This is a genomic window from Streptomyces sp. NPDC005408 (assembly GCF_040606445.1).
Classification (GTDB): Bacteria; Actinomycetota; Actinomycetes; order Streptomycetales; family Streptomycetaceae; genus Streptomyces.
Map to the genome: position 1 here is coordinate 42270 of NZ_JBEXEX010000013.1, position 23206 is coordinate 65475.

The 23206-nt window shown below is 69.6% G+C and carries 21 protein-coding genes and 2 pseudogenes; 10 read left to right on the forward strand and 13 right to left on the reverse strand.

Translation table 11 applies throughout. The features are described 5' to 3' along the window. Nucleotides 1–131 precede the first annotated feature (131 nt). The 3 genes and pseudogenes from ABZS64_RS15060 to ABZS64_RS15070 all read right to left on the reverse strand — a co-directional run. On the reverse strand, nt 132–593 hold the full coding sequence (locus tag ABZS64_RS15060) for a GNAT family N-acetyltransferase (protein WP_355828482.1): 462 nt from the start codon (nt 591–593) through the stop codon (nt 132–134). Nucleotides 594–828: 235 nt separating this feature from the next. Beyond that, nucleotides 829–1935 (reverse strand): annotated as a pseudogene (locus ABZS64_RS15065) (serine hydrolase domain-containing protein). A gap of 9 nt (nt 1936–1944) precedes the next feature. After that, nucleotides 1945–2154: pseudogene (locus tag ABZS64_RS15070) on the reverse strand (hypothetical protein); the annotation flags it as partial. Nucleotides 2155–2780: 626 nt separating this feature from the next. Between ABZS64_RS15070 and ABZS64_RS15075 the strand changes: the two are divergent. After that, on the forward strand, nt 2781–3554 hold the full coding sequence (locus ABZS64_RS15075; RefSeq protein WP_355828484.1) for a polysaccharide deacetylase family protein: 774 nt from the start codon (nt 2781–2783) through the stop codon (nt 3552–3554). Nucleotides 3555–3852: 298 nt separating this feature from the next. On the opposite strand, the gene msrA is transcribed toward ABZS64_RS15075, so the two are convergent. Next, entirely contained in the window at nt 3853–4518 is a 666-nt protein-coding gene (msrA, locus tag ABZS64_RS15080; protein ID WP_355828488.1) for a peptide-methionine (S)-S-oxide reductase MsrA, read from the reverse strand. A gap of 82 nt (nt 4519–4600) precedes the next feature. Next, on the reverse strand, nt 4601–5704 hold the full coding sequence (locus tag ABZS64_RS15085) for a hypothetical protein (RefSeq protein WP_355828490.1): 1104 nt from the start codon (nt 5702–5704) through the stop codon (nt 4601–4603). Nucleotides 5705–5811: 107 nt separating this feature from the next. Here ABZS64_RS15085 and ABZS64_RS15090 point away from each other — a divergent pair, with 107 nt between their 5' ends. Continuing rightward, nucleotides 5812–6966: a cystathionine gamma-synthase gene (locus ABZS64_RS15090; protein ID WP_355828493.1), complete on the forward strand. Its 1155-nt coding sequence runs from the start codon at nt 5812–5814 to the stop codon at nt 6964–6966. 93 nt (nt 6967–7059) lie between these two features. On the opposite strand, the gene ABZS64_RS15095 is transcribed toward ABZS64_RS15090, so the two are convergent. The 4 genes from ABZS64_RS15095 to ABZS64_RS15110 all read right to left on the reverse strand — a co-directional run bounded on the left by ABZS64_RS15095 (nt 7060) and on the right by ABZS64_RS15110 (nt 8615). Then, the gene (locus ABZS64_RS15095; protein ID WP_355828496.1) at nt 7060–7251 is read right to left on the reverse strand and encodes a DUF1059 domain-containing protein; all 192 of its coding nucleotides are present in this window, start codon (nt 7249–7251) and stop codon (nt 7060–7062) included. A gap of 97 nt (nt 7252–7348) precedes the next feature. Then, complete coding sequence (locus tag ABZS64_RS15100; RefSeq protein WP_355828499.1) at nt 7349–7600, reverse strand: hypothetical protein; 252 nt, start codon at nt 7598–7600, stop codon at nt 7349–7351. After that, complete coding sequence (locus tag ABZS64_RS15105) at nt 7597–8070, reverse strand: sigma factor-like helix-turn-helix DNA-binding protein (protein ID WP_355828502.1); 474 nt, start codon at nt 8068–8070, stop codon at nt 7597–7599. The genes ABZS64_RS15100 and ABZS64_RS15105 overlap by 4 nt, the downstream gene beginning before the upstream one ends. 32 nt (nt 8071–8102) lie before the next feature. After that, on the reverse strand, nt 8103–8615 hold the full coding sequence (locus tag ABZS64_RS15110) for a MarR family transcriptional regulator (protein WP_355828505.1): 513 nt from the start codon (nt 8613–8615) through the stop codon (nt 8103–8105). 147 nt (nt 8616–8762) lie between these two features. Here ABZS64_RS15110 and ilvA point away from each other — a divergent pair, with 147 nt between their 5' ends. From ilvA to ABZS64_RS15125, 3 genes are all read left to right on the forward strand, one after another. After that, nucleotides 8763–9992 (forward strand): threonine ammonia-lyase, encoded by a 1230-nt coding sequence (gene ilvA, locus ABZS64_RS15115; protein WP_355828508.1) that lies wholly within the window; start codon nt 8763–8765, stop codon nt 9990–9992. 235 nt (nt 9993–10227) lie between these two features. Further along, a complete protein-coding gene (locus tag ABZS64_RS15120; protein ID WP_355828510.1) occupies nt 10228–11265 on the forward strand; it encodes an ATP-binding cassette domain-containing protein in 1038 nt (345 codons plus the stop codon). After that, nucleotides 11262–12119, forward strand: a complete 858-nt coding sequence (locus ABZS64_RS15125) for an ABC transporter permease (RefSeq protein WP_355828513.1) — start codon at nt 11262–11264, stop codon at nt 12117–12119. Before ABZS64_RS15120 ends, ABZS64_RS15125 begins: the two co-directional genes overlap by 4 nt. A gap of 54 nt (nt 12120–12173) precedes the next feature. On the opposite strand, the gene ABZS64_RS15130 is transcribed toward ABZS64_RS15125, so the two are convergent. Next, the gene (locus ABZS64_RS15130) at nt 12174–12896 is read right to left on the reverse strand and encodes a response regulator transcription factor (RefSeq protein ID WP_355828516.1); all 723 of its coding nucleotides are present in this window, start codon (nt 12894–12896) and stop codon (nt 12174–12176) included. Nucleotides 12897–13169: 273 nt separating this feature from the next. On the opposite strand from ABZS64_RS15130, the gene ABZS64_RS15135 reads away from it, so the two are divergent. Further along, nucleotides 13170–13535: a hypothetical protein gene (locus ABZS64_RS15135; protein WP_355828518.1), complete on the forward strand. Its 366-nt coding sequence runs from the start codon at nt 13170–13172 to the stop codon at nt 13533–13535. An 81-nt stretch (nt 13536–13616) separates the two neighbouring features. On the opposite strand, the gene greA is transcribed toward ABZS64_RS15135, so the two are convergent. Both greA and ABZS64_RS15145 read right to left on the reverse strand, forming a co-directional pair. Next, the gene (greA, locus tag ABZS64_RS15140; RefSeq protein ID WP_355828521.1) at nt 13617–14114 is read right to left on the reverse strand and encodes a transcription elongation factor GreA; all 498 of its coding nucleotides are present in this window, start codon (nt 14112–14114) and stop codon (nt 13617–13619) included. Nucleotides 14115–14296: 182 nt separating this feature from the next. Beyond that, entirely contained in the window at nt 14297–14704 is a 408-nt protein-coding gene (locus tag ABZS64_RS15145; RefSeq protein WP_355828524.1) for a DUF4307 domain-containing protein, read from the reverse strand. Nucleotides 14705–14801: 97 nt separating this feature from the next. On the opposite strand from ABZS64_RS15145, the gene mca reads away from it, so the two are divergent. Next, on the forward strand, nt 14802–15683 hold the full coding sequence (gene mca, locus ABZS64_RS15150; RefSeq protein WP_355828527.1) for a mycothiol conjugate amidase Mca: 882 nt from the start codon (nt 14802–14804) through the stop codon (nt 15681–15683). Then, nucleotides 15676–15933, forward strand: coding sequence for a hypothetical protein (locus ABZS64_RS15155; RefSeq protein WP_355828530.1), 258 nt, complete (start codon nt 15676–15678; stop codon nt 15931–15933). Before mca ends, ABZS64_RS15155 begins: the two co-directional genes overlap by 8 nt. Nucleotides 15934–16295: 362 nt before the next feature. Here ABZS64_RS15155 and ABZS64_RS15160 read toward each other — a convergent pair whose 3' ends face one another. Further along, complete coding sequence (locus ABZS64_RS15160) at nt 16296–19505, reverse strand: tetratricopeptide repeat protein (RefSeq protein ID WP_355828533.1); 3210 nt, start codon at nt 19503–19505, stop codon at nt 16296–16298. 146 nt (nt 19506–19651) lie between these two features. On the opposite strand from ABZS64_RS15160, the gene ABZS64_RS15165 reads away from it, so the two are divergent. Both ABZS64_RS15165 and ABZS64_RS15170 read left to right on the forward strand, forming a co-directional pair. Then, complete coding sequence (locus tag ABZS64_RS15165) at nt 19652–21661, forward strand: thioredoxin domain-containing protein (protein WP_355828536.1); 2010 nt, start codon at nt 19652–19654, stop codon at nt 21659–21661. Between the two features lie 309 nt (nt 21662–21970). Beyond that, a complete protein-coding gene (locus ABZS64_RS15170; RefSeq protein ID WP_355828831.1) occupies nt 21971–23185 on the forward strand; it encodes a glycosyltransferase in 1215 nt (404 codons plus the stop codon). Nucleotides 23186–23206: the final 21 nt, after the last annotated feature.

Sequence of the window (23206 nt, forward strand, 5' to 3'; positions counted from 1 at the left end):
CCTCCTTGCTCCGGCGCGGCGGCCGTCGCCGCGGTCTCTCCACTCTCGGCGCGCTGGTGTCGCCGCGTCAGGGTTCTTGGCCCGCAGCAGATTCGCTGACGGCAGACCGACGTGGTCAGCCTCAGCCGGTCCTATCCCTGAGGCCGCCAGGCGTAGCGGACGTCCGGTTCACGTTCCTCGTTGTGCTGTCCGTCAGTGCGCTCAACCACGACGAAGCCGTGCCGCTCGTAGAACCGTTGTGCCGGTTCGTTGACCTGGAACGTCCACAGCCCCAGCCCACCGGGCCGCTGCTGCTTGGCCAGGTCCACGAACCGGTCGCCCAGGCCCCGGCCGCGCCACGACGGGTCGAGGTAGAGCTGCTCCAGTTCTCCGCCGTCGAGCACCATGAGCCCGATCACAGAGCCCTGAGCCACGGCCACCCAGGTCTCGTACTGCGGCACGACCACGTAGGAGAACCAGTCCCGCACCTCGTCGTCGCTGTGCGCGCGGCGCACGGTGGGCAGCGCTGCGGTGAAGGAACGCAGCCACACGTCGGCCAGATCAGCGGCGTCGGAGTCATCCGCACGCCGGAACACAAGCTCAGCACTGTTCACAGGGCGCGACTGTCGCAGATGAGTGATCCCGGCGCATCGGGATTTGTTCCGCCCGTGATCTTGGTGTCTGGGATCTGAGCGCGCAGTGCGCTGCTTACCGGGTCTTGGCCGGCAAGCAGCGCACTCAGTGTCGCCGTCGCTTCCGCGGAGAGCGGCTCAGCCATCAGCCTTCGCGACACCGATCGGGCAGGACACGCCCGTCCGCCGAGCCTGTGCTGCCATGTGACCCGTTGGGTCAGGCGCGCAGACCCGTGAGTCCGTCATACGCGGCCGTGATGATCTCCAGTCCCCGATTGTCGTCCGCGGGTTCGCGCATCTGATGTGTCACGTATGCCGCTGCCATACGGGCGTCGGGATCGATCACGACCAGTGAGCCGCCCCAACCGCCCCACCCGTAGGTGGTGCCGAACAGTCCGTAGCCCAGGCCCCAGCGCATCGGCATGCCCAGGGCGCGGTCATCTCCTTGGAACTGCTCCTCCCGGGCGCGGTCTCAACCCGCCTGCGACAGCAGCCGCGTGCCCCGCACCGATCCTCCGCAGGCCATCACGGACTGGACGAGGGCGACCGAGCGGGCGTTACCGAGCCCGCTCGCCGCAGGGATTTGCGCACGGCGCCAGGACACGCTGTTCCCGTCGTGGACCCGTATCGGGGTCCCGGCGGCGGGAGCCGCGCCGCTGCCTGGGGCACTCGCGGCATAGCTGTCGTCCCGGGACTGTGGCGGGAGCGTGAGCGCCACCCGGTGGTCGTGCTCGGCGGGCAGGCCGATGTGGAAGTCCGCGCCCAGCGGGCCGGCAACCTCGTCGGCGAAGAATGCGCCCAGGGTCCGGCCGGTGATGCGGCGTACGACCTCGCCCACGAGGAATCCCTGGGTGAGCGAGTGGTATCCGGCCTCGCTGCCCGGCTCCCATTGCGGAGCCTGCGCGGCCAGCCGCGCCGTAGCGGACGTCCAGTCGTACAGCTCCTCCACCGGCCCCTCCCAGTCGGGCAGGCCCGCCGTGTGCGCGAGCAGGTGGCGAACCAGCACCCCCTCCTTGCCTGCCGCGGCGAACTCCGGCCAGTACCGGGCGACCGGCGCGGCCAGGTCGAGTTCGCCACGGTCGGCGAGAACCAGCGCGCACAGCGCCGTCATCGTCTTGGTGACGGACCAGACGTTGACGATCGTGTCCCGCTGCCACGGGATCGTACGGTCGGCGTCGGTGAAGCCGCCCCAGACGTCCACCACAGCCCGGCCGTCCACGAAGACGGCCACCGAGCCACCGGCGTCTCCCTCGTCCAGCAATGCCGCCAGCGCGCTGGGCACGGCAGTGAACAGATCATCGTATGAGCCCTGAATGTCCGCCATGCGGAGAATCTAGCCCGCATGGGGTGACGCAAGGCAACCTAATTTCCGGCCCGCTGGGGGCGGCTGTCCCTCAGTGGCTTCCGGCGCAGGGGCGATGCCGGTCGGGCAGGACGCACCCCAGTTCGTCTCGAACGGGGTACTTAGCTTGACCCCCGTCCCGCCGATGCCGCAGTACCCCGCCGGGTTCTTGCCCAGATACTGCTGGTGGCCCAGCTCGCTTGCACCGTTGCTTCCTTGACCCAAGTCAGGCGACCGGACGCGTCTCGCAGCGCTGCGGGGGGTGGCCGATGTCTCGCTTCCACCACTGGCCATCCGCGTCGCGGAAACCGAAGGTGATCACAAGCCTCATGCCCGGCGTGGGTGAAAGTGGTACGCCCCCTGCATCGAGCAGTTGTACACGCGGCGTCAGAGATTCTCCAGGCTGCAAGATGCACGCCTCTGCAGTGTTGTGCGAGATGTTCGGATTGAGGCACCAGGTTGCTTCTGGGTCTGCCGCTGCTGCGCGCACACTGAGCAGGTCCACATCGGCGATGGCGGTTGGTGCACCGCTCGGCGTCGTCCGGAAATTCGCGCCGCTGATGCGATGCCCGAGGCTGTAGTCGAGTCGCTTCGCCTCAAGGGCCCTTGCCTCACGTACAGCTCGAAAGGCACTGCTGGTGTCAGGGCCCCGCTTTGTTGCTGGGGAGCCACCGGTTCTGGCCGCTGCCGGCCGCGTTGTCCGCGAACTCCCCCGAGATTGTCCGTGATCGGTAACGGACGCATCCCGTGGCCGCCGCCCCTCGTCCTGCCAGGTGGTCGCAAAGTGACCGGGAATCGGCGAAGGACTGCGCGAAAGCGGGGCGGACATGGCACGGCACGGCGGCGGGCGGGGCTGGTACGGCAAGCTGGTCGGGGCGGCGCTCGGGGTGATGGTGCTCACCACCGGTGCCTCGGTGTGGACCGCGCAGGCCGGTGCCGTGGGGGGCTCGTCGCCCAAGGCGGCCGCCTCGGCGACGCCGGGCAGTGACGTCAAGCAGGTCGCGGTGACCATCGCGCACGCCTCGGACAAGGGGACGCGCGGCGTCAACATCACCATCGATGACGGCCCCGACCCTGTGTGGACCCCTCAAGTGCTGGACGTGCTGCGGGAGTACGGGGTGAAGGCCACGTTCTGCATGGTGGGGATGCAGGCGCAGGCCCACCCGGACCTCGTGAAGAAGGTGGTCGCGGCCGGGCACCGGCTGTGCAACCACTCGGTGTCGCACGACACCACCATGGACAAGAAGTCCCAGGCCTACCAGTCGCAGCAGATACGCGACGCCGAACGCATGATCACCGAGGCGTCCGGAGGTGTACGGCCGATGTACTACCGGGCGCCCGGCGGGGCCTTCACCCCTCACAGCCGCAAGCTCGCCGCTTCCCGGGGGATGCGCCCGCTGGGCTGGAACGTGGACACCAAGGACTTCGAACGACCGGGCACGAACGCCATCGTCGCCACCGTCGAGCGGGAGCTGCCCAAGGGGCCGACGCTCCTCTTCCACGACGCGGGCGGCGACCGTTCCCAGACCGTCGAGGCCCTGCGCCGGATCCTCCCCTGGCTCAAGGAGCAGGGCTACTCCTGCGGCTTCCCGGTGCGTTGAGCGGCCCTGGTCGGTCCCGGCGTTCGAGGTCCCGGCCCCGGCGCGAGCGCCACCGCCGCCCGGGCCCGGCAGCTCAGCGGCGTCGAGCCCACAGCGTGCCCTTCAGGGCGCACGACCACGGTCTCGAGCACGATCGCGTATTCGTCCTCGGATTCCGGGTAGCGCTTCGATTCGGGGAGGCTGTGGAAGCGCACCCACCGGTCGCAGTACGTACTGCGGAACGTGTGGGCGATGGGCGGACCCGACGGCCGCCGTTCCTGCCACAACCCCGCCAACAGCTCTGGGGTGAAACCGGAGCTCACCCCTCGGCCTTCGCGACGCCGATCGGGCAGGAAACACCCGTCCCGCCGATCCCGCAGTACCCCGCCGGGTTCTTGTCCAAGTATTGCTGGTGATACCCCTCCGCCGGGTAGAACGGGCGGCCCTCCGCCGGAAGCAGTTCCGTCGAGATCGTGCCGTATCCCGAGCCCGTCAGGACCCGTTGGTACGCCTCGCGTGACGCCTCCGCCGTCTCGGCCTGGGCCGGGGAGTGGGTGTAGATCGCCGAGCGGTACTGCGTGCCGACGTCGTTGCCCTGGCGGAAGCCCTGCGTCGGGTTGTGGGACTCCCAGAACAGCTTCAGCAGCGACTCGTACGAGACGACCTTCGGGTCGAAGACGACGCGCACTGCCTCCGTGTGGCCCGTCAGGCCCGAGCAGGTCTCTTCGTAGGTGGGGTTCGGGGTGTGGCCGCCCTGGTAGCCGACCAGGGTCGTCCAGACGCCCTCCGTCTGCCAGAACTTGCGCTCCGCGCCCCAGAAACAGCCCAGGCCGAAGTCCGCGACCTCAAGGCCCTCGGGGTACGGGCCCAGCAGGGGGTTGCCCAGGACCGTGTGGCGGGCGGGGACGGAGAATTCGGGCTCGGGGCGGCCGCGGAGGGCCTGGTCGGGGGTGGGGAGCTCGGGGGTGCGGCGGGACAGGAACATGCGGGCTCTCCTCGGGGTGACGGGTGCCTAGTCACAACGCTCGGGGCCGCGCCAGGATTCCTTCCCGCTCGGGGCCGGGCGGTCACTGCGGAAGCGTCGCCGGGCTCCCGCCGTTCGCCTCGTAACCCGCCACCGCCAGGTTCCGGTACACCGTGTAGTCCGCCGCCGGGTCGCCGCTCAGCGTCCACGGCAGGGCGCCGATATGGCCGTCGACATGCACCAGCTGGTTCATCGCCTCGGCCCACCTCTCCGACCGTACGAGGAAGAGGATCAGCAGGTGGCGTACGTGCGCGAGCATCGGGTCGTCGGGACGGGCGGCGTGGACCGCGAACAGCGCTCCCTCCACCGCCTTGGTGACGACCGCGCTCCGGTAGAAGCTCTGAACCAGATTGACCTCGGGCAGGTGCTCGTACACCGCGAACAGCGGCAGCGCCGCCAGCAGCGAGCCCTGCGGGGCGCGGGCCGCGGCGGTCGTCGCGAAGTGGTCGGCCTCCTCGCGCGAGCCGTGCCACTTCTCGCACCAGTAGTGCAGCGCGGCCAGATGCGCGCCCATGTGCTCGGGCGCGCGGTCGATGACCTTCGCCCACACCTGGTCGAACTGCTCGTGGGAATAGCCGAGTCCACGGCCGACGGCGAGTTCGACGATGTACGGAATCGGGTCGCCGGGCGCCGGCAGGGCTGCCTCGCCGCTGACCGTACGGGCCTCCTCCAGGATGATCCGGAAGTCGTCCGTCCCCGCGGTCGACGACCGCCACGCCTGCTGCACCAGGAACTCCGCGTGCACCTGCGCGCCGCCCGCGTCCTTCGGCGAGTCCAGACGCCAGGCGCGCAGCCACGCGCCGCCGACGCCCGGCTGCTGCTGGAGCTCCAGCGAAGCTGCTCCGGCGAAGGCCTGGACGCGCTGCCAGCGGACCTCGCCCTCCTTGGGGGTGCCCGCGAGCAGCTGGGAAGCGGCCCGCCAGTCCTGGGTGCGCTGGACGACATCGAGTACGTCGAGGAGGTCCTGGTCCGGGCCCGGCAGCCGGATGTCCAGCTCCTCCTGGCGCACGAATCCGTACGTGTCCGGGTCGGCGGCGTCGGGCGAGCCGGGCGCGACCTGGCGGATGCCGGAGCGCCGGCGCAGCACGAGAGGACCGATGACCGCGGTGAGCATGCACAGCGCGATCAGGAACCAGAGAATCTCCATGAGCCCATTGTCCCGGACGGCACCGCCCGGCCGTCGGGGCGGTCCACGCCGGACAGCGTCCGGGCCCGGGCCGCGCCATGGCCGAAGCGGGACTACGCTCGGGCCTCATGAGCGACCAGCACAGCTTCCACAACTTCGAGACCCTCGCCATCCACGCGGGCAACACGGCCGACCCGCTGACGGGCGCGGTCGTACCGCCCATCTACCAGGTGTCCACCTATAAGCAGGACGGTGTGGGCGGACTGCGCGGCGGCTACGAGTACAGCCGCAGCGCCAACCCGACGCGTACCGCGCTGGAGGAGAACCTCGCGGCGCTGGAGGGCGGCCGGCGCGGTCTCGCCTTCGCGTCCGGACTCGCGGCGGAGGACTGCCTGCTGCGTACGCTGCTGGAGCCGGGCGACCATGTGGTGATCCCGAACGACGCGTACGGCGGCACCTTCCGGCTCTTCGCCAAGGTCGTGTCCCGGTGGGGTGTGGAGTGGTCGGTGGCCGACACCTCCGACCCGTCGGCGGTACGGGCCGCGATCACCCCGAAGACGAAGGTGATCTGGGTCGAGACCCCGTCCAACCCGCTCCTCGGCATCACCGACATCGCTGCGGTCGCGGAGATCGCGCGGAGCGCGGGCGCTCGGCTCGTCGTCGACAACACCTTCGCGAGTCCCTATCTCCAGCAGCCGATCGCGATGGGTGCGGACATCGTCGTGCACTCCCTGACCAAGTACATGGGCGGGCACTCGGACGTCGTCGGCGGTGCGCTGATCGCAGCGGACGCGGCCGTGGGCGAGGAACTGGCGTACCACCAGAACGCGATGGGCGCGGTCGCGGGACCGTTCGACGCGTGGCTGGTGCTGCGCGGCATCAAGACGCTGCCCGTCCGTATGGACCGGCACAGCGAGAACGCCACCAGGGTCGCCGAGATGCTCACCCGCCACCCGAAGGTCACCAAGGTCCTCTACCCGGGCCTGCCTGACCACCCGGGTCACGAGATCGCCGCGAAGCAGATGAAGCACTTCGGCGGCATGGTCTCCTTCCGGGTCCAGGGCGGCGAGGATGCGGCGGTCGAGGTCTGCAACCGCGCCAAGCTGTTCACGCTGGGCGAGTCCCTGGGCGGCGTCGAGTCGCTGATCGAGCACCCGGGACGGATGACGCACGCCTCGGTGGCGGGCTCCGCACTGGAGGTTCCGGCAGACCTCGTGCGGGTTTCGGTGGGCATCGAGTCGGGGGACGATCTGCTGGCGGATCTGCAGCAGGCGCTGGGCTGACGCGACGGTTCGACATCGCCGGACGGTCACAATCGCCGGACGGGCTGCGCATCAGCCCGTCCGGCGAGGACGTCATGCGTCAGGCGCCGGGCGTCACGCGGTGACCTTCTCGTTCTCGAGCGTTTCGCGGATCTCCGAGCGCAGCTCCAGGCTGTCCGCGTGTCCATGGACGGAGACCGCGTGCTCGGCAGCGGCCCGTACGACTTCTTCTTCCTCACCTGAGATGGTGAGCGAGCAGTCCGTCACGCTCGGGAACTTGCGGCAATCGGCGACTTTTCTGGTCATGACGACCTCCCTGGTATCGGTCAGTACGCCGCTTTCTCCAGCATAGATCCGTACAGGTCCGGCTCATCCGGTCAGAAGGGGCGGGCCGGTCGGCGGGCTACCAGCCCTCGAGCGGAGGCGTCGTGTCCGCAGGCGACGTCGCCCAGGGCTGAGCCACCGCCGCCCAGACCGCAAAAGCGATCACCGCGGCCACCAGCAGCAGCCACAATGCGCGGCGCAGCGCACGATGGCGGCGCAGCAGCCGGGTGCCGTGTTCCGTGGCGCGGGCCGCCAGATCCGCCGGGACCGGCGGATGACGGGTCTCCAGCATCCGGCGGACCTCGGCCTCCTTGCGCTCCCGGCTGCTCATGACGCCGCCTGGACGTGGGCGGGCGGCAGCGTGGGAGGGCCCGTGCGCATCGTCCTCACAGCGCGGGTGCAGATCGCGCGGACCCGTTCCACCGGGAGCCCGATCAGCGCCGCCGTCTGTTCCTCCGCAACCCCCTCGTACAGGCGCAGCACCAGAATCAGGCGCTCCTGCGGGGTGAGGCGTTCCAGCACCCCGCCGCGTAGCCGGTGGTAGCGCCAGGCGTTGCGCGCGAAGCGGGCGGCGAGCTCCTGGCGGGTGCGGTCGTACGGATCCTCACCGCGCAGCCGGTCCCATTCCGCGTATGTGTGGGCGAGAGCGGCCGTGAGCAGGTGTTCGGCGTGAGGATTGGCGCCGGGGGGCTCGGCGGTGAGCAGAGTGGCGGCATGCAGCAGCCGTGGCGCCGCGCCCGCGACGAACGCCTCGAACTCCCGGGCACGGCGACGCCTTTGTGTCGTCTGCCGCTCGCTCACGTCCTCATATAGGAGCAGATCAGGCGCCCGGGTCAAGAGGTCGGAGAGTTCTCCGTCTCCACGGGCGGCAGACCGGCCTGGCGGGCGGAGAGAGCGGTGTTGAAGCGAGTGAGCAGAGTGCAGAACGACTCGCGCTCCGTCTCCGTCCAGCCTTCCGTCACCTGCGCCATCAGCTCGCGTCGCGAGGAGCGGACCTCTTCGAGCCTGGCCTGGCCGCGCGGCGACAGCTGGAGCACGACTGCACGGCCGTCCTCCGGGTGCGAGGTGCGCTTGACCAGGCCGGTGTCGACGAGCGGCGCGACCTGGCGGGTGACGGTCGACGAGTCGATGCCCATCCCCGCGGCAAGCGCCTTGACGCCCATCGGGCCTTCCTTGTCGAGCCGGTTGAGCAGCAGATACGCGGCACGGTCCATGGAGTTGCGGACCTGGCCGACCCCGCCGAGCCGGGTCTGCTCCGCGCGGCGTGCGAAGACGGCGACCTGGTGCTGGAGAGCATCGAGGAGGCCGGGGTCGAGATGGGTCGTCATGTCCTGAGAAGTGGGCATGGCTAGGGGGGCTCTCTCGTGCGGTGGTCGGTTGGTGGGGGACAGAGTACGCGGCAAAAACCCGGTGTGTACCAGGGCTGCGCAAACCAGTGGGGAAGCCCGGGATCCGGGCGGCCGACCGGCCGGTGAGCTGCGATGCTTGACGTCATGACCTTCAGTACGTCTGGCACCTTTCGCCCCGTCATCCTCGACGACATCCGGGGGGCTCAGAAGATGCTCTCGGGGGTCGCCAGGATGACCGCGATGGAGGGCAGCAGGCATCTGTCGCAGCTGGTGGGCGCGCCTGTCCACTTCAAGTGCGAGAACCTCCAGCGGACGGGTTCCTTCAAGCTGCGCGGTGCGTACGTACGGATCTCCGGGCTCTCACCGGTGGAGCGGGCCGCGGGCGTCGTCGCCGCGTCCGCCGGCAATCACGCGCAGGGCGTGGCACTGGCATCCACGCTGCTCGGAGTGCGCTCCACGGTGTTCATGCCGATGGGAGCGCCGCTGCCGAAGGTCGCGGCGACCAGGGAGTACGGCGCCGAGGTGCGGCTGCACGGCCAGGTCATCGACGAGACCCTGGCCGCCGCCCAGGAGTACGCGCACGAGACGGGCGCGGTCTTCATCCACCCCTTCGACCACCCCGACATCATCGCCGGGCAGGGCACCGTCGGCCTCGAAATCCTGGAGCAGTGCCCCGAGGTCCGGACGATCGTCGTCGGCATCGGCGGCGGCGGGCTCGCGGCCGGGATCGCGGTCGCGGTGAAGTCGGTACGGCCCGATGTGAAGCTGATCGGCGTGCAGGCCGAGGGCGCGGCCGCCTATCCGCCCTCGCTCAGTGCCGGACATCCCGTGTCGATCGACTGTCCGACGACGATGGCTGACGGGATCAAGGTGGGCCGCCCCGGCGACGTTCCGTTCAAAATCATTGGCGATCTCATCGACGAGGTCCGTACGGTCTCCGAGGACGAGCTCTCCAGCGCCCTGCTGCTCTGCCTGGAGCGGGCGAAGCTGGTGGTCGAGCCCGCCGGGGCGAGTCCGGTGGCGGCGCTGCTGAGCGATCCGGGGTCGTTCACGGGCCCGGTTGTCGCCCTGCTGTCGGGCGGCAACGTGGACCCGCTGCTGATGCAGCGCATCCTGCGGCACGGCATGGCGGCGGCGGGTCGCTATCTGTCGTTGAGGCTGCGGCTGACGGACCGGCCGGGGGCGCTCGCAGCGCTCCTCGGCTCGTTGTCAGTGGTCGACGCTAACGTCCTTGATGTGAGTCACGTACGGACCGATCCGCGGCTCGGACTCACGGAGGCGGAGGTGGAGTTGCAGCTGGAGACGAAGGGCCCCGAGCACTGCGAACTGGTGGCGGCGACGCTGCGCGATGCGGGATACACGGTCATGAGCTGAGCCCGGTCCGTGCACTCTCGTGGTCGTCGGTGCCCGGCCGCTGCCACGGCCTGACGCAGCGCTGACAGGCTCTTGGGACTTCCTCGGGACATACACTCGCGACAGTCTTGAGTATCGCGATGTATCGCGTTACGGTGGGGGTCCTGCCATGCTCCCGCCAGGCGCGGGAAATCCCGCAGATCCAGATCTTTCGCAAGAAGTGACCCACCCACCTGCCACCTTTGGGAGAACCCATATGCCAGGCGCCATCTACGCCGAAGGCCTGGTGAAGACCTTCGGCGACGTAAGGGCTCTGGACGGCGTCGACCTCGACGTCCCGGAAGGCACGGTCCTGGGACTTCTCGGCCCCAACGGAGCCGGCAAGACCACGGCCGTGCGCGTACTGACCACCCTGCTGCAGCCCGACAGCGGCAAGGCGGTCGTCGCCGGTATAGACGTCCTGAAGCACCCGAACGAAGTCCGCCGCTGCATCGGCCTCTCCGGCCAGTTCGCCGCGGTCGACGAGTACTTGACCGGCCGTGAGAACCTCCAGATGGTCGGCCAGCTCTACCAGATGAGCGGACGCGACGCGAAGGCCCGGGCGGGCGAGCTGCTCGACCGCTTCAACCTCGCGGACGCCGCCGACCGTCCCGCCAAGACGTACTCCGGCGGTATGCGCCGACGGCTCGACCTGGCGGCCGCGCTCGTCGTCTCCCCGCCGGTGATGTTCATGGACGAGCCCACCACCGGGCTCGACCCGCGCAACCGCATGCAGCTGTGGGAGGTCATCGAGGAGCTGGTCAGCGGCGGTACGACACTGCTGCTCACCACCCAGTACCTCGAAGAGGCCGACCGCCTCGCCCACGACATCTGCGTGATCGACCATGGCAGGGTCATCGCCCGCGGCACAGCGGACCAGCTCAAGGCCCAGACGGGCGGCGAGCGCGTCGAGGTCGTCGTGCAGCACCGGGACCAGATCGCCCCCGCGCGCGAGGTCCTGCTGGGCTTCGGCAAGGGCGAGGTCGCCATCGCCGAGCACACCCGCAAGCTCACCGTCCCGGTCACCGGCGGCGCCAAGCTGCTCGCCGAGGTCATCCGCGAGCTGGACACCCGGGGCGTCGAGATCGACGACATCGGCCTGCGCCGCCCCACCCTCGACGACGTCTTCATCTCCCTGACCGGCCACGCCGCCGAGCTCCAGGACGAGGAGAACGGGCAGTCGGAGGACGTCAAGGACGTCAAGGACGTCATGGACGCGAAGGCCACGAAGTCCCGGAAGGAGTCCGTGAAGTGACCACCACAACGGACGTCGTGAGGATCGCGGCACCCAAGCCCCGCGGCGGCGTCGTCCAGTCGATCAACGACTCGCTCGTCGTCGCCAAGCGCAATCTGATCCGGATGACCCGGATCCCGGAGATGATCATCTTCGGGATGATCCAGCCGATCATGTTCGTGGTCCTGTTCACGTACGTCTTCGGCGGTTCCATCCAGGTCGGCGGCTCCACATCCCCCCAGGCCTACCGCGAGTTCCTGATGGCCGGCATCTTCGCCCAGACCGTCACCTTCGCCACCGCGGGTGCCGGCGCGGGCATCGCCGACGACATGCACAAGGGCCTCATCGACCGCTTCAGGTCGCTGCCCATGGCCCGCGGCGCGGTCCTCACCGGCCGTACCCTCGCCGACCTCGTGCAGACCGCGCTCACGCTCGTCGTGCTCGCAGTCGTCGCGCTCATCGTCGGCTGGCGGGTCCACGAGAACATCGGCAAGGTGCTGCTCGGCTTCGTGCTGCTGCTCCTGCTCGGCTACGCATTCTCCTGGATCGGTGCCCTGATCGGGCTCACGGTGCGGACGCCCGAGGCGGCCACGTCCGGCGGACTGATCTGGCTGTTCCCGCTGACGTTCATCTCGAATGCCTTCGTGGACGCCAACCAGATGCCCGCCTTCCTGCAGCACATCGCCGAGTGGAACCCGTTCAGCGCCACCGTCCAGGCCTGCCGCGAGCTGTTCGGCAACCTGCCGCCCGGCTTCAAGGCCTCCGAGGCCTGGCCCATGCAGCACCCGGTGCTTGCCTCGGTCATGTGGTCGCTGGTGATCCTGATCGTCTTCAGGACGCTGGCAGTCCGCAAGTACCGCTCGGCCACGGCCTGATCACCGGCCACGGCCTGATCGTCGGCCGCGATCTGATCACCGGCCGTCGGCTGATCAGCCGGGGCAGATGACTGAGGGGCAGTGACCACCCGGATTCCCGGCCGGGTGGTCACTGCCCCTTCTGCTGTCGTCGAGTCCTGCCTGCCAGACGATGCGGGCGGCCTGCAGCCGGCTGCGGATGCCGAGCTTCGCGTAGATGTGGTGCAGATGGTCCTTGGCCGTGTCCGCGCTGATCGTCAGGATCGCCGCGATCTCCGGGTTCGACAGGCCGTCGCCGGCGAGTGCGATCACCTCTCGTTCGCGCGGTGAGAGCCCGCCGAGCAGCGCCTGTGCCCTGGCCTGCTCCGTAGCCACGCCCGCGGGCTCGGTGGGAGTGTCCGCCAGGTCCCTTGCCAGCCCCGGTTCCAGGGCCAGGCCGCCGTGAGCCGCCGCGTGGACCGCCCACGGCAGATGCCTGCCCGCGGTGGCCCGGTGCAGGATGCCCGCAGCGCGGAGCCTGAGGAGTCTGCGCACGCCGTCGCCGGTGAGCCGGTCGGCGAGCAGTAGTGCGGCCGGGGGCGTCGGTATTTCCGTCATGCGTTTCAACGCATCGAGTGCCGCGCCCTCTTCCGGCTGGCTCACGATCACCACATCCGGGCGGCGGGTGCGGGACACGAGGTCGCCTTCCTGGCCCGGCACTCCCTCGGCGACGACGCGATGCCGGTGGTCCGCCTCCAGCGTGGTGCGGATCTGCGCCCTTTCCAGCTGATGCCGGGCGACGAGCACGATCCTGATCACGTGAATTTCCCCCTCGTGCGAAACAACGCACCATCGTGAACGTGCACGCTGGTCAGGCGCGCACTTGACGCTACAACGGTGCCTTGATCGCGACTCGGCCGTGGAGTAAACACGTGGTAGCTGAGGGGAATTTGAGCTTTGTGAGGCGCGTGTTGAAGATCCCCTGGGTGGGGGATATTCGAGAGGTCCCCGGGACGGAGATGCTGCCTGGGACCGAAGCCGGTCGGCCGGTATTGGGCCGGCCGGCATTGCGCTGAAACCAGGGGATTCTCAATGAACAAGACGCGCATGGGTGTTGTCGCCGCCATGGCCTCGGCAGTGATGGCTGTGACCACGACGCAGGCGTCGGCGGCGCCGAAGCTGGAGGCGTACACGCCCCGCATCGTGCAGGGTGTGGTCGGGGGCCAGGTGTTCTACGACGGCTACAAGAAGGTCTGTGCCTCGCTGCTGGGGCAGACGCTGTCCGGCTGGGTCCAGCTGACGAGCAAGTGCGTCACGGTCTCCCCGATCTCTTCGGGCGCCTTCAACACCACCATCAAGTGCCCGACGCGCGGCGCCTTCAAGACCTGGGTGTCGGGGACCAGGAGCAACGGCAGGGTGGATGTGAAGATGTCCGGCGGTATCTACCTCGAGTGCTGACCACCGCGGGCAGCCGTACGCACCACGAAGCCCCCGGCACAACGAACCGTGCTGGGGGCTTCGAGCTGTCCGGTGGCGGGCTCAGGCGCTGTACGGCTTGGCCGCCAGGACCTTGACCGAGGCCGTCCTGCCGTTCGGCAGCTCGTACTCGGCGAACTCGCCGACCTTCTTGCCGTTCACGCCGCTGCCCAGCGGGGACTGCGGCGAGTAGGTCGAGATGGCGTCGGAGGCGTACTCACGCGAAGCCAGCAGGAAGGTCTCGGTGTCGTCCTCGTCGCCGTCGAAGGCGATCGTCACGACCGTTCCGGGTGCGACAACGCCCTCCGCGGTCGGCGCCTCGCCGACCTTCGCGTTCTCCAGGAGCTGGGTCAGCTGGCGCACACGGAGCTCCTGCTTGCCCTGCTCCTCCTTGGCCGCGTGGTACCCGCCGTTCTCCCGCAGGTCGCCCTCCTCGCGGGCAGCCGCGATCTTGGCAGCGATCTCCGTGCGCGCGGGACCAGACAGGTACTCCAGCTCGGCCCTGAGCTGGTTGTACGCCTCCTGGGTGAGCCAGGTGACGTTCTCGCTGGTCTGGGTCACAGGTGCTCCTCGTAGGTACTGGGATACAAAGCATCGCCCTACCCAGAAGGATGTGCCTTCATGGATGGGCGAAACCACGAGCCTAACAATTCCGCGGCGGAAGGGGGAGGACGAAAGCCACCAGAATTACGTCAACGCAGGTCAGCGAGCGAGACCCGCCACGAGATCAGTCGTGAGAACCGCTATCGGCGGGCGGTGCACTGCACCAGCTCGGCGCTGGTCGCGCGCGCCGTCGTGCGCACCTTGACGACCTCGTCGATGCGCTTCGTGCCCGGCTGCCCGACGGCGACGTCGAGCCGCGCCACCTCGGTGCCGTCCGCGGAGCGGGAGCGCAGTGTGCAGGTGCCGGTGGCGTCCGCGTCCTTGCGTACCTCCAGGTGCACCTGCACCTCGGAGTCGGAGGTGACGCTGAACTTGATCACTTCGGCGCTGATCTTCTGTCCGGCGATGTAGTCGTAACCGAACCAGCCGATCACACCGAGTAGTACGACCCCGAGACCCGCGCCCACGACCTTGAGCTTGCGGTCGGCGCGCTCGTCCGCCGAGCGGCCGTAGCGGCCCTCCGGAAGCTGCTCGCGCACCGCGGCCATGACAATTCCTCTCGGGAAGGGGATGCCGGAATTTTCCGTCCCCCGATTCGGTCACTATAGAAGCCGCCCAACGCGACGAATCACTGAGGATCGAGTCTTGACTGAGCAGCTGCGACTGATGGCCGTTCACGCCCACCCCGACGACGAGTCGAGCAAGGGCGCGGCCACGATGGCCAAGTATGTGTCCGAGGGGGTGGACGTGCTGGTCGTGACCTGCACGGGAGGCGAGCGCGGCTCCATCCTCAATCCCAAGCTCCAGGGGGACGCGTACATCGAGGAGCACATCCACGAAGTGCGCAAGAAGGAGATGGACGAGGCACGCGAGATCCTCGGGGTCAGCCAGGAATGGCTCGGCTTCGTCGACTCCGGCCTGCCGGAGGGTGACCCGCTGCCGCCGCTGCCCGAGGGCTGCTTCGCTCTCGAAGACGTCGACGAGGCCGCCGGCCGGCTGGTGAAGTCCATCCGTACGTTCCGTCCGCAGGTCATTACGACGTACGACGAGAACGGCGGGTACCCCCACCCCGACCACATCATGACCCACAAGATCTCGATGGTGGCGTTCGACGGTGCGGGGGACGCGGAGAAGTTCCCGGAGTCGGAGTTCGGCCCCGTGTGGCAGCCGCAGAAGCTCTACTACAACCAGGGCTTCAATCGTCCGCGTACGGTCGCACTGCACGAGGCGCTGCTGGAGCGGGGCATGGAGTCCCCGTACGGCGAGTGGCTCGAGCGCTGGAAGGAGTTCCAGCGGGCCGAACGCACGCTGACCACGTACGTTCCGTGCGCGGACTTCTTCGAGATCCGCGACAAGGCGCTGATCGCGCACGCGACGCAGATCGACCCCGACGGCGGCTGGTTCCGCGTCCCGATGGACATCCAGAAGAAGGTCTGGCCGACCGAGGAGTACGAGCTCGCGAAGTCTCTGGTCGATACCTCCCTCCCCGAGGACGACCTCTTCGCGGGCATCCGCGAGAATGCCTGATATGAGCGCAAGCGCAAACCTCGCACTGACGCACCTCGTCCCCCTCGCGAAGGAGGTCGACGACAACAAGGTCACCCCTGGCGTCCTCGGCTTTCTCGTCTTCGCGGCGCTGGCCGTAGGGGTGTGGCTGCTGATGAAGTCGATGAACCGGCACATGGGGAAGGTGAACTTCGAGGAGGCGCCGGATCCGAAGGCGGACGCCGCATCCTCGAAGGAGCCGAGGGGTAAGTCGGGCCCCGCGGCGGCCTAGGGTCTGTCTTTCGGATCTTGCTGGGCTCGCGTGCCCTTTGCACGGCACTCCCCCGTAGCCCTTCGGGCACGGGAGGTGCCCCCACGCCGCGTTGCGTCAGTCGCCGATGCTCCGCGTCGGCTCTCCCCCTGCCTTCGGCGGGGGGACCCCCATCCTCCGGCCTGCGATGCACCACGCCAGACCCCGCTCCCTGATCCGGCCTGATCCAAAAGACAGACCCTAGGTCGTGACGGGGGCGGGGGCGCCTGCGGCGGGCTTGCCCCGGACCCCCGCCCCTTCCCGAAACCATGGGCTCCGCCCCTGGACCCCGGACGGCCTTCGGCCGTGGCGCGGGGGTCCGGGGCGGAGGCCCCGGTGGGGCGTCAGGTCGACGCCGTCACCGGGACGCCCATCACCTCCCGCGCGTGGCGGTTCGGGACCATGCCCAGGTGCCAGGCCTGCCAGCCGTCCTCCAGGTGGACGCCCCGGTCCAGCATCACCGCCAGCGCCTCCGCGCAGTCCTCGAGCTTGCCGTCGCGCGAGGAGTGCGACATCCCCATGAGCTGGGCGAGCTCCTCCTGGGCCACCACCGTGCCGACCTCTATGCCGCCCGGCGACGCGTACGGCAGCAGCGTGCAGCGCAGGAAGCGTGCCCAGTCCGCGCCCCGGTCGTCCTGGTACGAGGCGAACAGCTCCGCCGCCTCGTCGCACAGCGCCAGCGCCTGCGCCGCGCGGTTGTTTCCCGCGTCGATCAGGGCCAGTTCCAAGCAGGTCCAGGCCTCGCCGTGGGCCACGCCGATGCGGTGGAAGTCGGCGCGGGCGTCAACCAGGAGCTGGCGGGCGAAGCCGGAGTTGCGGAGGTTGCCGGTCTGGGCCGCGCGCTGGTCGCGGGTGACGCGGCCCGAGTGGTGGCGGGCGCACGCCAGACCGTAGACGTCGCGCATCCGCGAGAACATCGTCCGGGCCCGTTCCAGCTCCCGTACCGCCTGGTCGCGATCGCCGCTCTCCTCCAGCGCCTGGCCGAGGTAGTACAGCGTCCAGGCCTCGCCGCGCGCGTCCTCGTTCTCGCGGTGACGCGACAGCGCCTGGCGCAGTTGGTCCACCGCAGGCGCCGGGTCGCCGTCCACCAGACGCGCCCGCGCCAGCTGAGTCAGCGCCCAGGCCTCGCCGCGGCCGTCACGGGTGCGTCCGTACAGATCCAGTGCCGTGCGCAGCTCCGACTCCGCGCGAAGGACGTCGCCCATGCGCAGGCACACCTGGCCGAGCTGGAAGTGCGTCCAGGCCTCACCGTGGAGCGACTCGCCCTCCCGGTGCAGGGTCAGCGCCGTCGCCAGCAGCGTCAGCGCCTCCGCGAGATTGGCCCGGTCGCGTTCGACCGCGGCCAGGGCGTGCAGCGACCAGGCCCGGTCCTCGGCCTGCTCGTCGGAGGACTGCAGCTCGATCGCCTCGTGCAGCTTCGCCGCGGCCTCGGTGAGATTGCCCTGGTGGTGCAGGGTGATGCCGAGCGAGCAGAGCGCGAGGGCCGTGCCCGAGTCGTTCTGTGCTTCGCGGTAGAGGCCGACGACGGACGAGAGGGTCGTCCGGGCCTTGTCGAGCTCGCCGAGCTGGCGGGCCGCGATACCGGTACGCCAGCGAACGGAGCGCTCCAGCAGTCCCTGGTCCACCGCCTGCGACAGTTCGCTGATCTCGCCGAGGCGGTACAGGTCGCCGCGCAGCAGGCAGTAGTCGCACAGCGCGCCCAGCAGATTCAGCACCGTCTGCTGGTTCACTCCCTCCGCGTGCCGCAGCGCCGAGGTGATGAAGCTCGACTCGTCGTCCAGCCAGCGCAGTGCCGCGTCCAGCGAGGAGAAGCCGTGCGCCCCGAACTGGCCCGCGCGCGTGGACATCTTGCCGTCCACCATGCGGATCACGGCCCCGGCCAGGTCCGCGTAGTTCTGGATCAGCCGCTCCTGCGCGGCCGCGCGCTCCTTGGCCTCCTCCTCGTCCAGGAGCCGGGCCCGGGCGAAGGACCGTACGACATCGTGCAGCCGGTAGCGGCTGGCCCGCACATGGTCGATGAGTCCCGCCGTCGCCAGGCCCGTCAGCAGGCGCTGTGCCTCCTGCTCGTCCGTGGCCAGCAGCGCGGCCGCCGCGGCCGCGCCCAGCGACGCCCGTCCGGCCAGCGCGAGCCGGCGCAGCAGCCGCCGCGCCTGCTCGGACTGGTCGGTGTAGCGCAGCCACAGCGCCCGCTCGACCGGATCCACCGGACCGTAGGCGCCGAGGTCGGCCGCCAGCTGATGCGCGGTCCGCGGGCCCAGCGATGAGCCCGCGATCCGCAGAGCCAGCGGCAGCCCGCCGCACAACTCCCGTACCTGGTCGGCCGATTGGGCGTCGTAGGGGCCGGACACCGGCTCCTCGGCCGAGGCCCGCAGCAGCTCCTCCGCGCCCGCCGGATCCAGCGCATCGACCGGCAGCTGGTGCACCCACGCCGGAATGTCCTCGGCCAGCTCCAGCGGCCTGCGCGCGGTCACGAGCACGAGGCTGTCCGAGCGCTCCGGCACCAGTGTGCGTACCTGATCCGGGTCGCTTGCATCGTCAAGCACCACCGTCACCGGCAGACCCGTCAGATGCTGGTGGTAGAGCTCGCTCAGCCGCCGCACCTGCTGCTCGGCCGACGACCGCTCCCGGAACAGCAGCTGCTCGCGGGGCGCGCCCAGCCGGTTCAGCAGATGCAGCAGCGCGTCCCGCGTGGACAGCGGACCGGCGCTGTCGCCCCGCAGGTCAACGACGCAGGCGCCCCGGAACTGGTCCTTGAGGTGGTGCGACGCCCGCACCGCCAGGGTCGTACGCCCCGAACCCGCATCGCCGTACAGCACCACGACCGTCGGCTTCGTCTCCGTCGACGCGCGGGCCGCATGCACCCACTGCGCGATCTGCGTCATCTCCTCCCGGCGGCCCGCGAACGGCCCCTCGGGCTCCGGCAGATGACCGAAGGACTGCTCCAGCACGGAGCGCCTGCGCGCCGCCGCGCTGCGGTCCGCGCCACGCAGCTGGGGCACCACGGCGGGTTTCTTCGTCGCCGTACGGGTGGAGGAGGCCAGCATCCGCTGCTGGTCCAGGAACGGGCGGATGCCCCGTACCTCCAGCGCAGTCAACCACTGCAGCCGCAGCTGCTCCGCCCCGCCCGGCTGCCCGAGCGCCCCGGCCCTGCGGTGCGCGGCCGGCCAGTGCGACGCGGTCACCTTGGCGACCGTCGTCGCGGCCCCGGCGGTGGCGACGACGGCCCCGGCTGCGAGCGCGGTGCCCGCGGCCGTGCCCAGCGCGACGTCAGATCCGACCGCCGCGATCGCCGCAACGACCGTCACCAGCACAGGAGTTGAGATGTTCTGCTTGCTGAACTGCGCGGAAAGCGGCTGCTGCCCGGCCTCCGCCTCGGCCAGCGCCTGCTCGTACGCGGCGTACTCCTCGCCCGCGTTCGCCGCCATGCTGTCCAGGGCGGCCCGCGCGCGTGCCAGCAGCACGGCGGAGTCCGACCGCCCTCCCGAACGCCGTACCTCTTCCTCGACGGCGCGTACCAACAGCCGCTCGGCTTCCGCCCGATGGCTGTCCCGCATGTGCGTCCCCCTCCGAGAGCTCCCATTCCGTTCCGGTTCCGGCCCCGTCTCGGGTTCCGGTTCCGTTCCGGCGACAAGTGTCCTGCGTGCGGCGCGTCAGCGCGAGAGAGTCTGACGATCATCCCCACCTGAGAGAGGATGAGTACATGCCGAACCGCCTCGCCCATGAGACTTCCCCCTACCTCCTGCAACACGCCGACAATCCGGTCGACTGGTGGCCGTGGTCGGGCGAGGCTTTCGAGGAGGCGCGCAAGCGCGGGGTGCCCGTGCTGCTGAGCGTTGGCTATTCCAGCTGCCACTGGTGTCATGTCATGGCTCACGAGTCCTTCGAGGACGACGAGACCGCGGCCTATGTGAACGAGCACTTCGTCCCGGTCAAGGTCGACCGCGAGGAGCGACCCGACGTCGACGCCGTCTACATGGAGGCCGTGCAGGCCGCCACGGGGCAGGGCGGCTGGCCCATGACCGTTTTCCTCACCGCGGACGGCGAGCCCTTCTACTTCGGTACCTACTTCCCGCCCGAGCCCCGGCACGGCATGGCCTCGTTCCGGCAGGTCCTCGAAGGGGTCGCGGCCGCCTGGAACGAGCGGCGCGAGGAGGTCGGTGAGGTCGCGGGGAAGATCGTCCGCGATCTGGCCGGGCGCTCGCTCGCGTACGGCGGGGAGGGTGTGCCCGGTGAGGAGGAGCTGGCGCAGGCGCTGCTCGGGCTTACCCGTGAGTACGACGAGCGGAACGGCGGCTTCGGCGGGGCGCCCAAGTTCCCGCCGTCGATGGCCGTCGAATTCCTGCTGCGCCACTACGCCCGTACCGGGTCCGACGGGGCGCTGCAGATGGCAGCCGAGACCTGTGGGGCGATGGCCCGCGGCGGGCTGTACGACCAGCTCGGCGGCGGTTTCGCGCGGTATTCGGTGGACCGTGAGTGGGTCGTGCCGCACTTCGAAAAGATGCTCTATGACAACGCTCTGTTGTGCCGGGTGTACGCGCATGTGTGGCGGGCGACCGGCTCGGAGCTGGCGAGGCGCGTGGCATTGGAGACCGCGGAGTTCATGGTGCGGGAGCTGCGCACGGCCGAGGGCGGTTTCGCGTCGGCGCTCGACGCGGACAGCGACGACGGAACCGGACGGCATGTCGAGGGCGCGTTCTATGTGTGGACGCCTCAGCAGCTGCGCGAGGTGCTGGGCGACGAGGACGGGCAGCGGGTCGTCGAGCTGTTCGGTGTGACGCAGGAGGGGACCTTCGAGGAGGGCGCGTCCGTTCTGCAACTCCCGGACGGCGAGGTGGATCCGGCGATCAAGCAGCGGCTGTTCGCGGCACGTGCGCTGCGGGCGCGTCCCGAGCGGGACGACAAGGTCGTCGCCGCGTGGAACGGTCTCGCGATCGCGGCACTCGCCGAGGTGGGTGCGTACTTCGAGCGTCCGGATCTCGTCGAGCGGGCCACCGAGGCCGCCGATCTGCTGGTGCGGCTGCACATGGACAACGGCGCTCGGCTCGCCCGTACCTCCAAGGACGGCAAGATCGGCGCGAACGCCGGGGTCCTTGAGGACTACGCGGATGTCGCCGAGGGCTTCCTGGCGCTCGCGGGTGTGACCGGCGAAGGGGTGTGGCTGGAGTTCGCGGGCTTCCTGCTGGACATTGTCATCGACCAGTTCGTGAGTGAGGGCGGGGCGCTGTACGACACGGCCCATGACGCCGAGCCGCTGATCCGCCGTCCGCAGGACCCGACGGACAACGCGACCCCGTCCGGCTGGACCGCGGCCGCCGGTGCGCTGCTCTCGTATGCCGCGCACACCGGCTCGGAGGCCCATCGCACCGCGGCGGAGGGCGCGTTGGGTGTGGTGAAGGCGCTCGGGCCGCGGGCGCCGCGGTTCATCGGCTGGGGGCTCGCGGTGGCGGAGGCGCTGCTCGACGGGCCGCGCGAGGTGGCGGTGGCCGGGTCCCAGGACGACGCGGTGACACGGGAGTTGCACCGTACGGCACTGCTGGCGCAGGCCCCTGGCGTTGTGGTCGCGGTCGGTGAACCGGACAGCGAGGAGTTCCCGCTGCTCAGGGACCGTCATCTGGTGGAGGGCAGCCCGGCGGCGTACGTCTGCCGGAATTTCGCCTGCCGGATGCCCACGTCGGATCCGGCGGAGCTCGCCGCGCAGCTCGGCGGCTGAGGCGTCCCCGGGGGTCGGGCCGACAGGGGACCTAACGACACACCACGGGCGGATGTGTACGTGCCCGAAACTCGCCAACTGACAGAGATACATCACTTTTTATCGGGCGGGCACCGGAGTTTAACGTTCCGCCACTAGCGTCCCGCTCCAGGAGTAGCCGGGTGTGAGCACTGGGGAGTGCGCCACGCCGGGGCTGCCACAGGTGTGTCGCCGGCCAGGGGGGTCCTGCTGCCGGGGCACAGGTCCAAGGGGGGACCGTCGGTGCTCATTTCGGTGTTCGTTGCTGCCATTTCCGTGGCGCTTTTCTGGATGGCCGCGTTCACGCTGTGGTGGCAGATGCATGCCTGGCGTACGCCCGAGACCCTCGCGGCGACCCGCTTCGACCGTCCCGACGGGGGTGTCGGGCTCTCCTTCTCGCTGCTTCTGCCCGCCCGCCACGAGCAGGCGGTGCTGGAGCACACCATCGAGCGACTGCTGGAGTCCAGCCACTCCAACTTCGAGATCATCGTGATCGTCGGCCACGACGATCCGGAGACCGCGGAGGTCGCCGAGCGCGCGGCGGCCCGTGATCCGGTGCGGGTGCGGGTCATCACCGACACCCATGAGGTGAAGAACAAGCCCAAGGCCCTCAACACCGCACTCCCGCACTGCCGCGGCGACATCGTGGGCGTCTTCGACGCCGAGGACCAGGTCCACCCCGAGCTGCTCGCCCATGTCGACCATGCCTTCACCTCCACGGGTGCGGACGTCGTCCAGGGCGGGGTCCAGCTGATCAACTTCCACTCCAGCTGGTACAGCCTGCGCAACTGCCTGGAGTACTTCTTCTGGTTCCGCAGCCGACTGCATCTGCACGCACAGAAAGGTTTCATTCCGCTCGGCGGCAACACCGTCTTCGTCCGTACGACGGTGCTGCGCGAGGCCGACGGCTGGGACCCGAACTGCCTTGCCGAGGACTGCGATCTGGGCGTACGCCTCTCCTCCGTCGGCAAGAAGGTCGTCGTCGCGTACGACAGCGACATGGTCACCCGCGAGGAGACCCCGGGCACGCTGATGAGCCTGCTCAAGCAGCGCACCCGCTGGAACCAGGGCTTCCTTCAGGTCTACCGGAAGAAGGACTGGCAGCAACTCCCCGGCTTCGGACAGCGGTTGCTCGCCCGCTACACCCTGATGACGCCCTTCCTGCAGGCGTTCTCCGGCGTGATCATCCCCGTCAACGTCGGTATCGCGCTCTTCCTGGACGTTCCCGTCGGCATCGCCATCGTGACCTTCCTGCCGCTGATCACGGCCATGGTCACCTTCGTCTTCGAGATCGTCGGACTGCACGACTTCGGTAAGCAGTACGGCCTGCGTGTCCGCTTCGTGCACTACCTCAAGCTCATCGTCGGCGGGCCCTTCTACCAGGTCCTCCTGGCCGGCGCCGCCGTGCGCGCCGTCTGGCGGGAGCAGCGGGGACGCAACGAGTGGGAGCTGACCAGTCATGTCGGCGCGCATCTCACCGCGACCCGAGAGGACGCCCACCGGTGACCACCACACTGCCCCCGGCTG

Excerpts from the sequence above, each read along its gene's own strand:
- ABZS64_RS15075 (WP_355828484.1), top strand. The coding sequence starts at position 2,781 with ATGGCACGGCACGGCGGCGGGCGGGGCTGGTACGGCAAGCTGGTCGGG.
- msrA (WP_355828488.1), bottom strand. The coding sequence starts at position 4,518 with ATGTTCCTGTCCCGCCGCACCCCCGAGCTCCCCACCCCCGACCAGGCC.
- ABZS64_RS15085 (WP_355828490.1), bottom strand. The coding sequence starts at position 5,704 with ATGGAGATTCTCTGGTTCCTGATCGCGCTGTGCATGCTCACCGCGGTC.
- ABZS64_RS15090 (WP_355828493.1), top strand. The coding sequence starts at position 5,812 with ATGAGCGACCAGCACAGCTTCCACAACTTCGAGACCCTCGCCATCCAC.
- ABZS64_RS15095 (WP_355828496.1), bottom strand. The coding sequence starts at position 7,251 with ATGACCAGAAAAGTCGCCGATTGCCGCAAGTTCCCGAGCGTGACGGAC.
- ABZS64_RS15100 (WP_355828499.1), bottom strand. The coding sequence starts at position 7,600 with ATGAGCAGCCGGGAGCGCAAGGAGGCCGAGGTCCGCCGGATGCTGGAG.
- ABZS64_RS15110 (WP_355828505.1), bottom strand. The coding sequence starts at position 8,615 with ATGCCCACTTCTCAGGACATGACGACCCATCTCGACCCCGGCCTCCTC.
- ilvA (WP_355828508.1), top strand. The coding sequence starts at position 8,763 with ATGACCTTCAGTACGTCTGGCACCTTTCGCCCCGTCATCCTCGACGAC.
- ABZS64_RS15120 (WP_355828510.1), top strand. The coding sequence starts at position 10,228 with ATGCCAGGCGCCATCTACGCCGAAGGCCTGGTGAAGACCTTCGGCGAC.
- ABZS64_RS15135 (WP_355828518.1), top strand. The coding sequence starts at position 13,170 with ATGAACAAGACGCGCATGGGTGTTGTCGCCGCCATGGCCTCGGCAGTG.
- ABZS64_RS15145 (WP_355828524.1), bottom strand. The coding sequence starts at position 14,704 with ATGGCCGCGGTGCGCGAGCAGCTTCCGGAGGGCCGCTACGGCCGCTCG.
- ABZS64_RS15155 (WP_355828530.1), top strand. The coding sequence starts at position 15,676 with ATGCCTGATATGAGCGCAAGCGCAAACCTCGCACTGACGCACCTCGTC.
- ABZS64_RS15160 (WP_355828533.1), bottom strand. The coding sequence starts at position 19,505 with ATGCGGGACAGCCATCGGGCGGAAGCCGAGCGGCTGTTGGTACGCGCC.
- ABZS64_RS15165 (WP_355828536.1), top strand. The coding sequence starts at position 19,652 with ATGCCGAACCGCCTCGCCCATGAGACTTCCCCCTACCTCCTGCAACAC.
- ABZS64_RS15170 (WP_355828831.1), top strand. The coding sequence starts at position 21,971 with ATGGCCGCGTTCACGCTGTGGTGGCAGATGCATGCCTGGCGTACGCCC.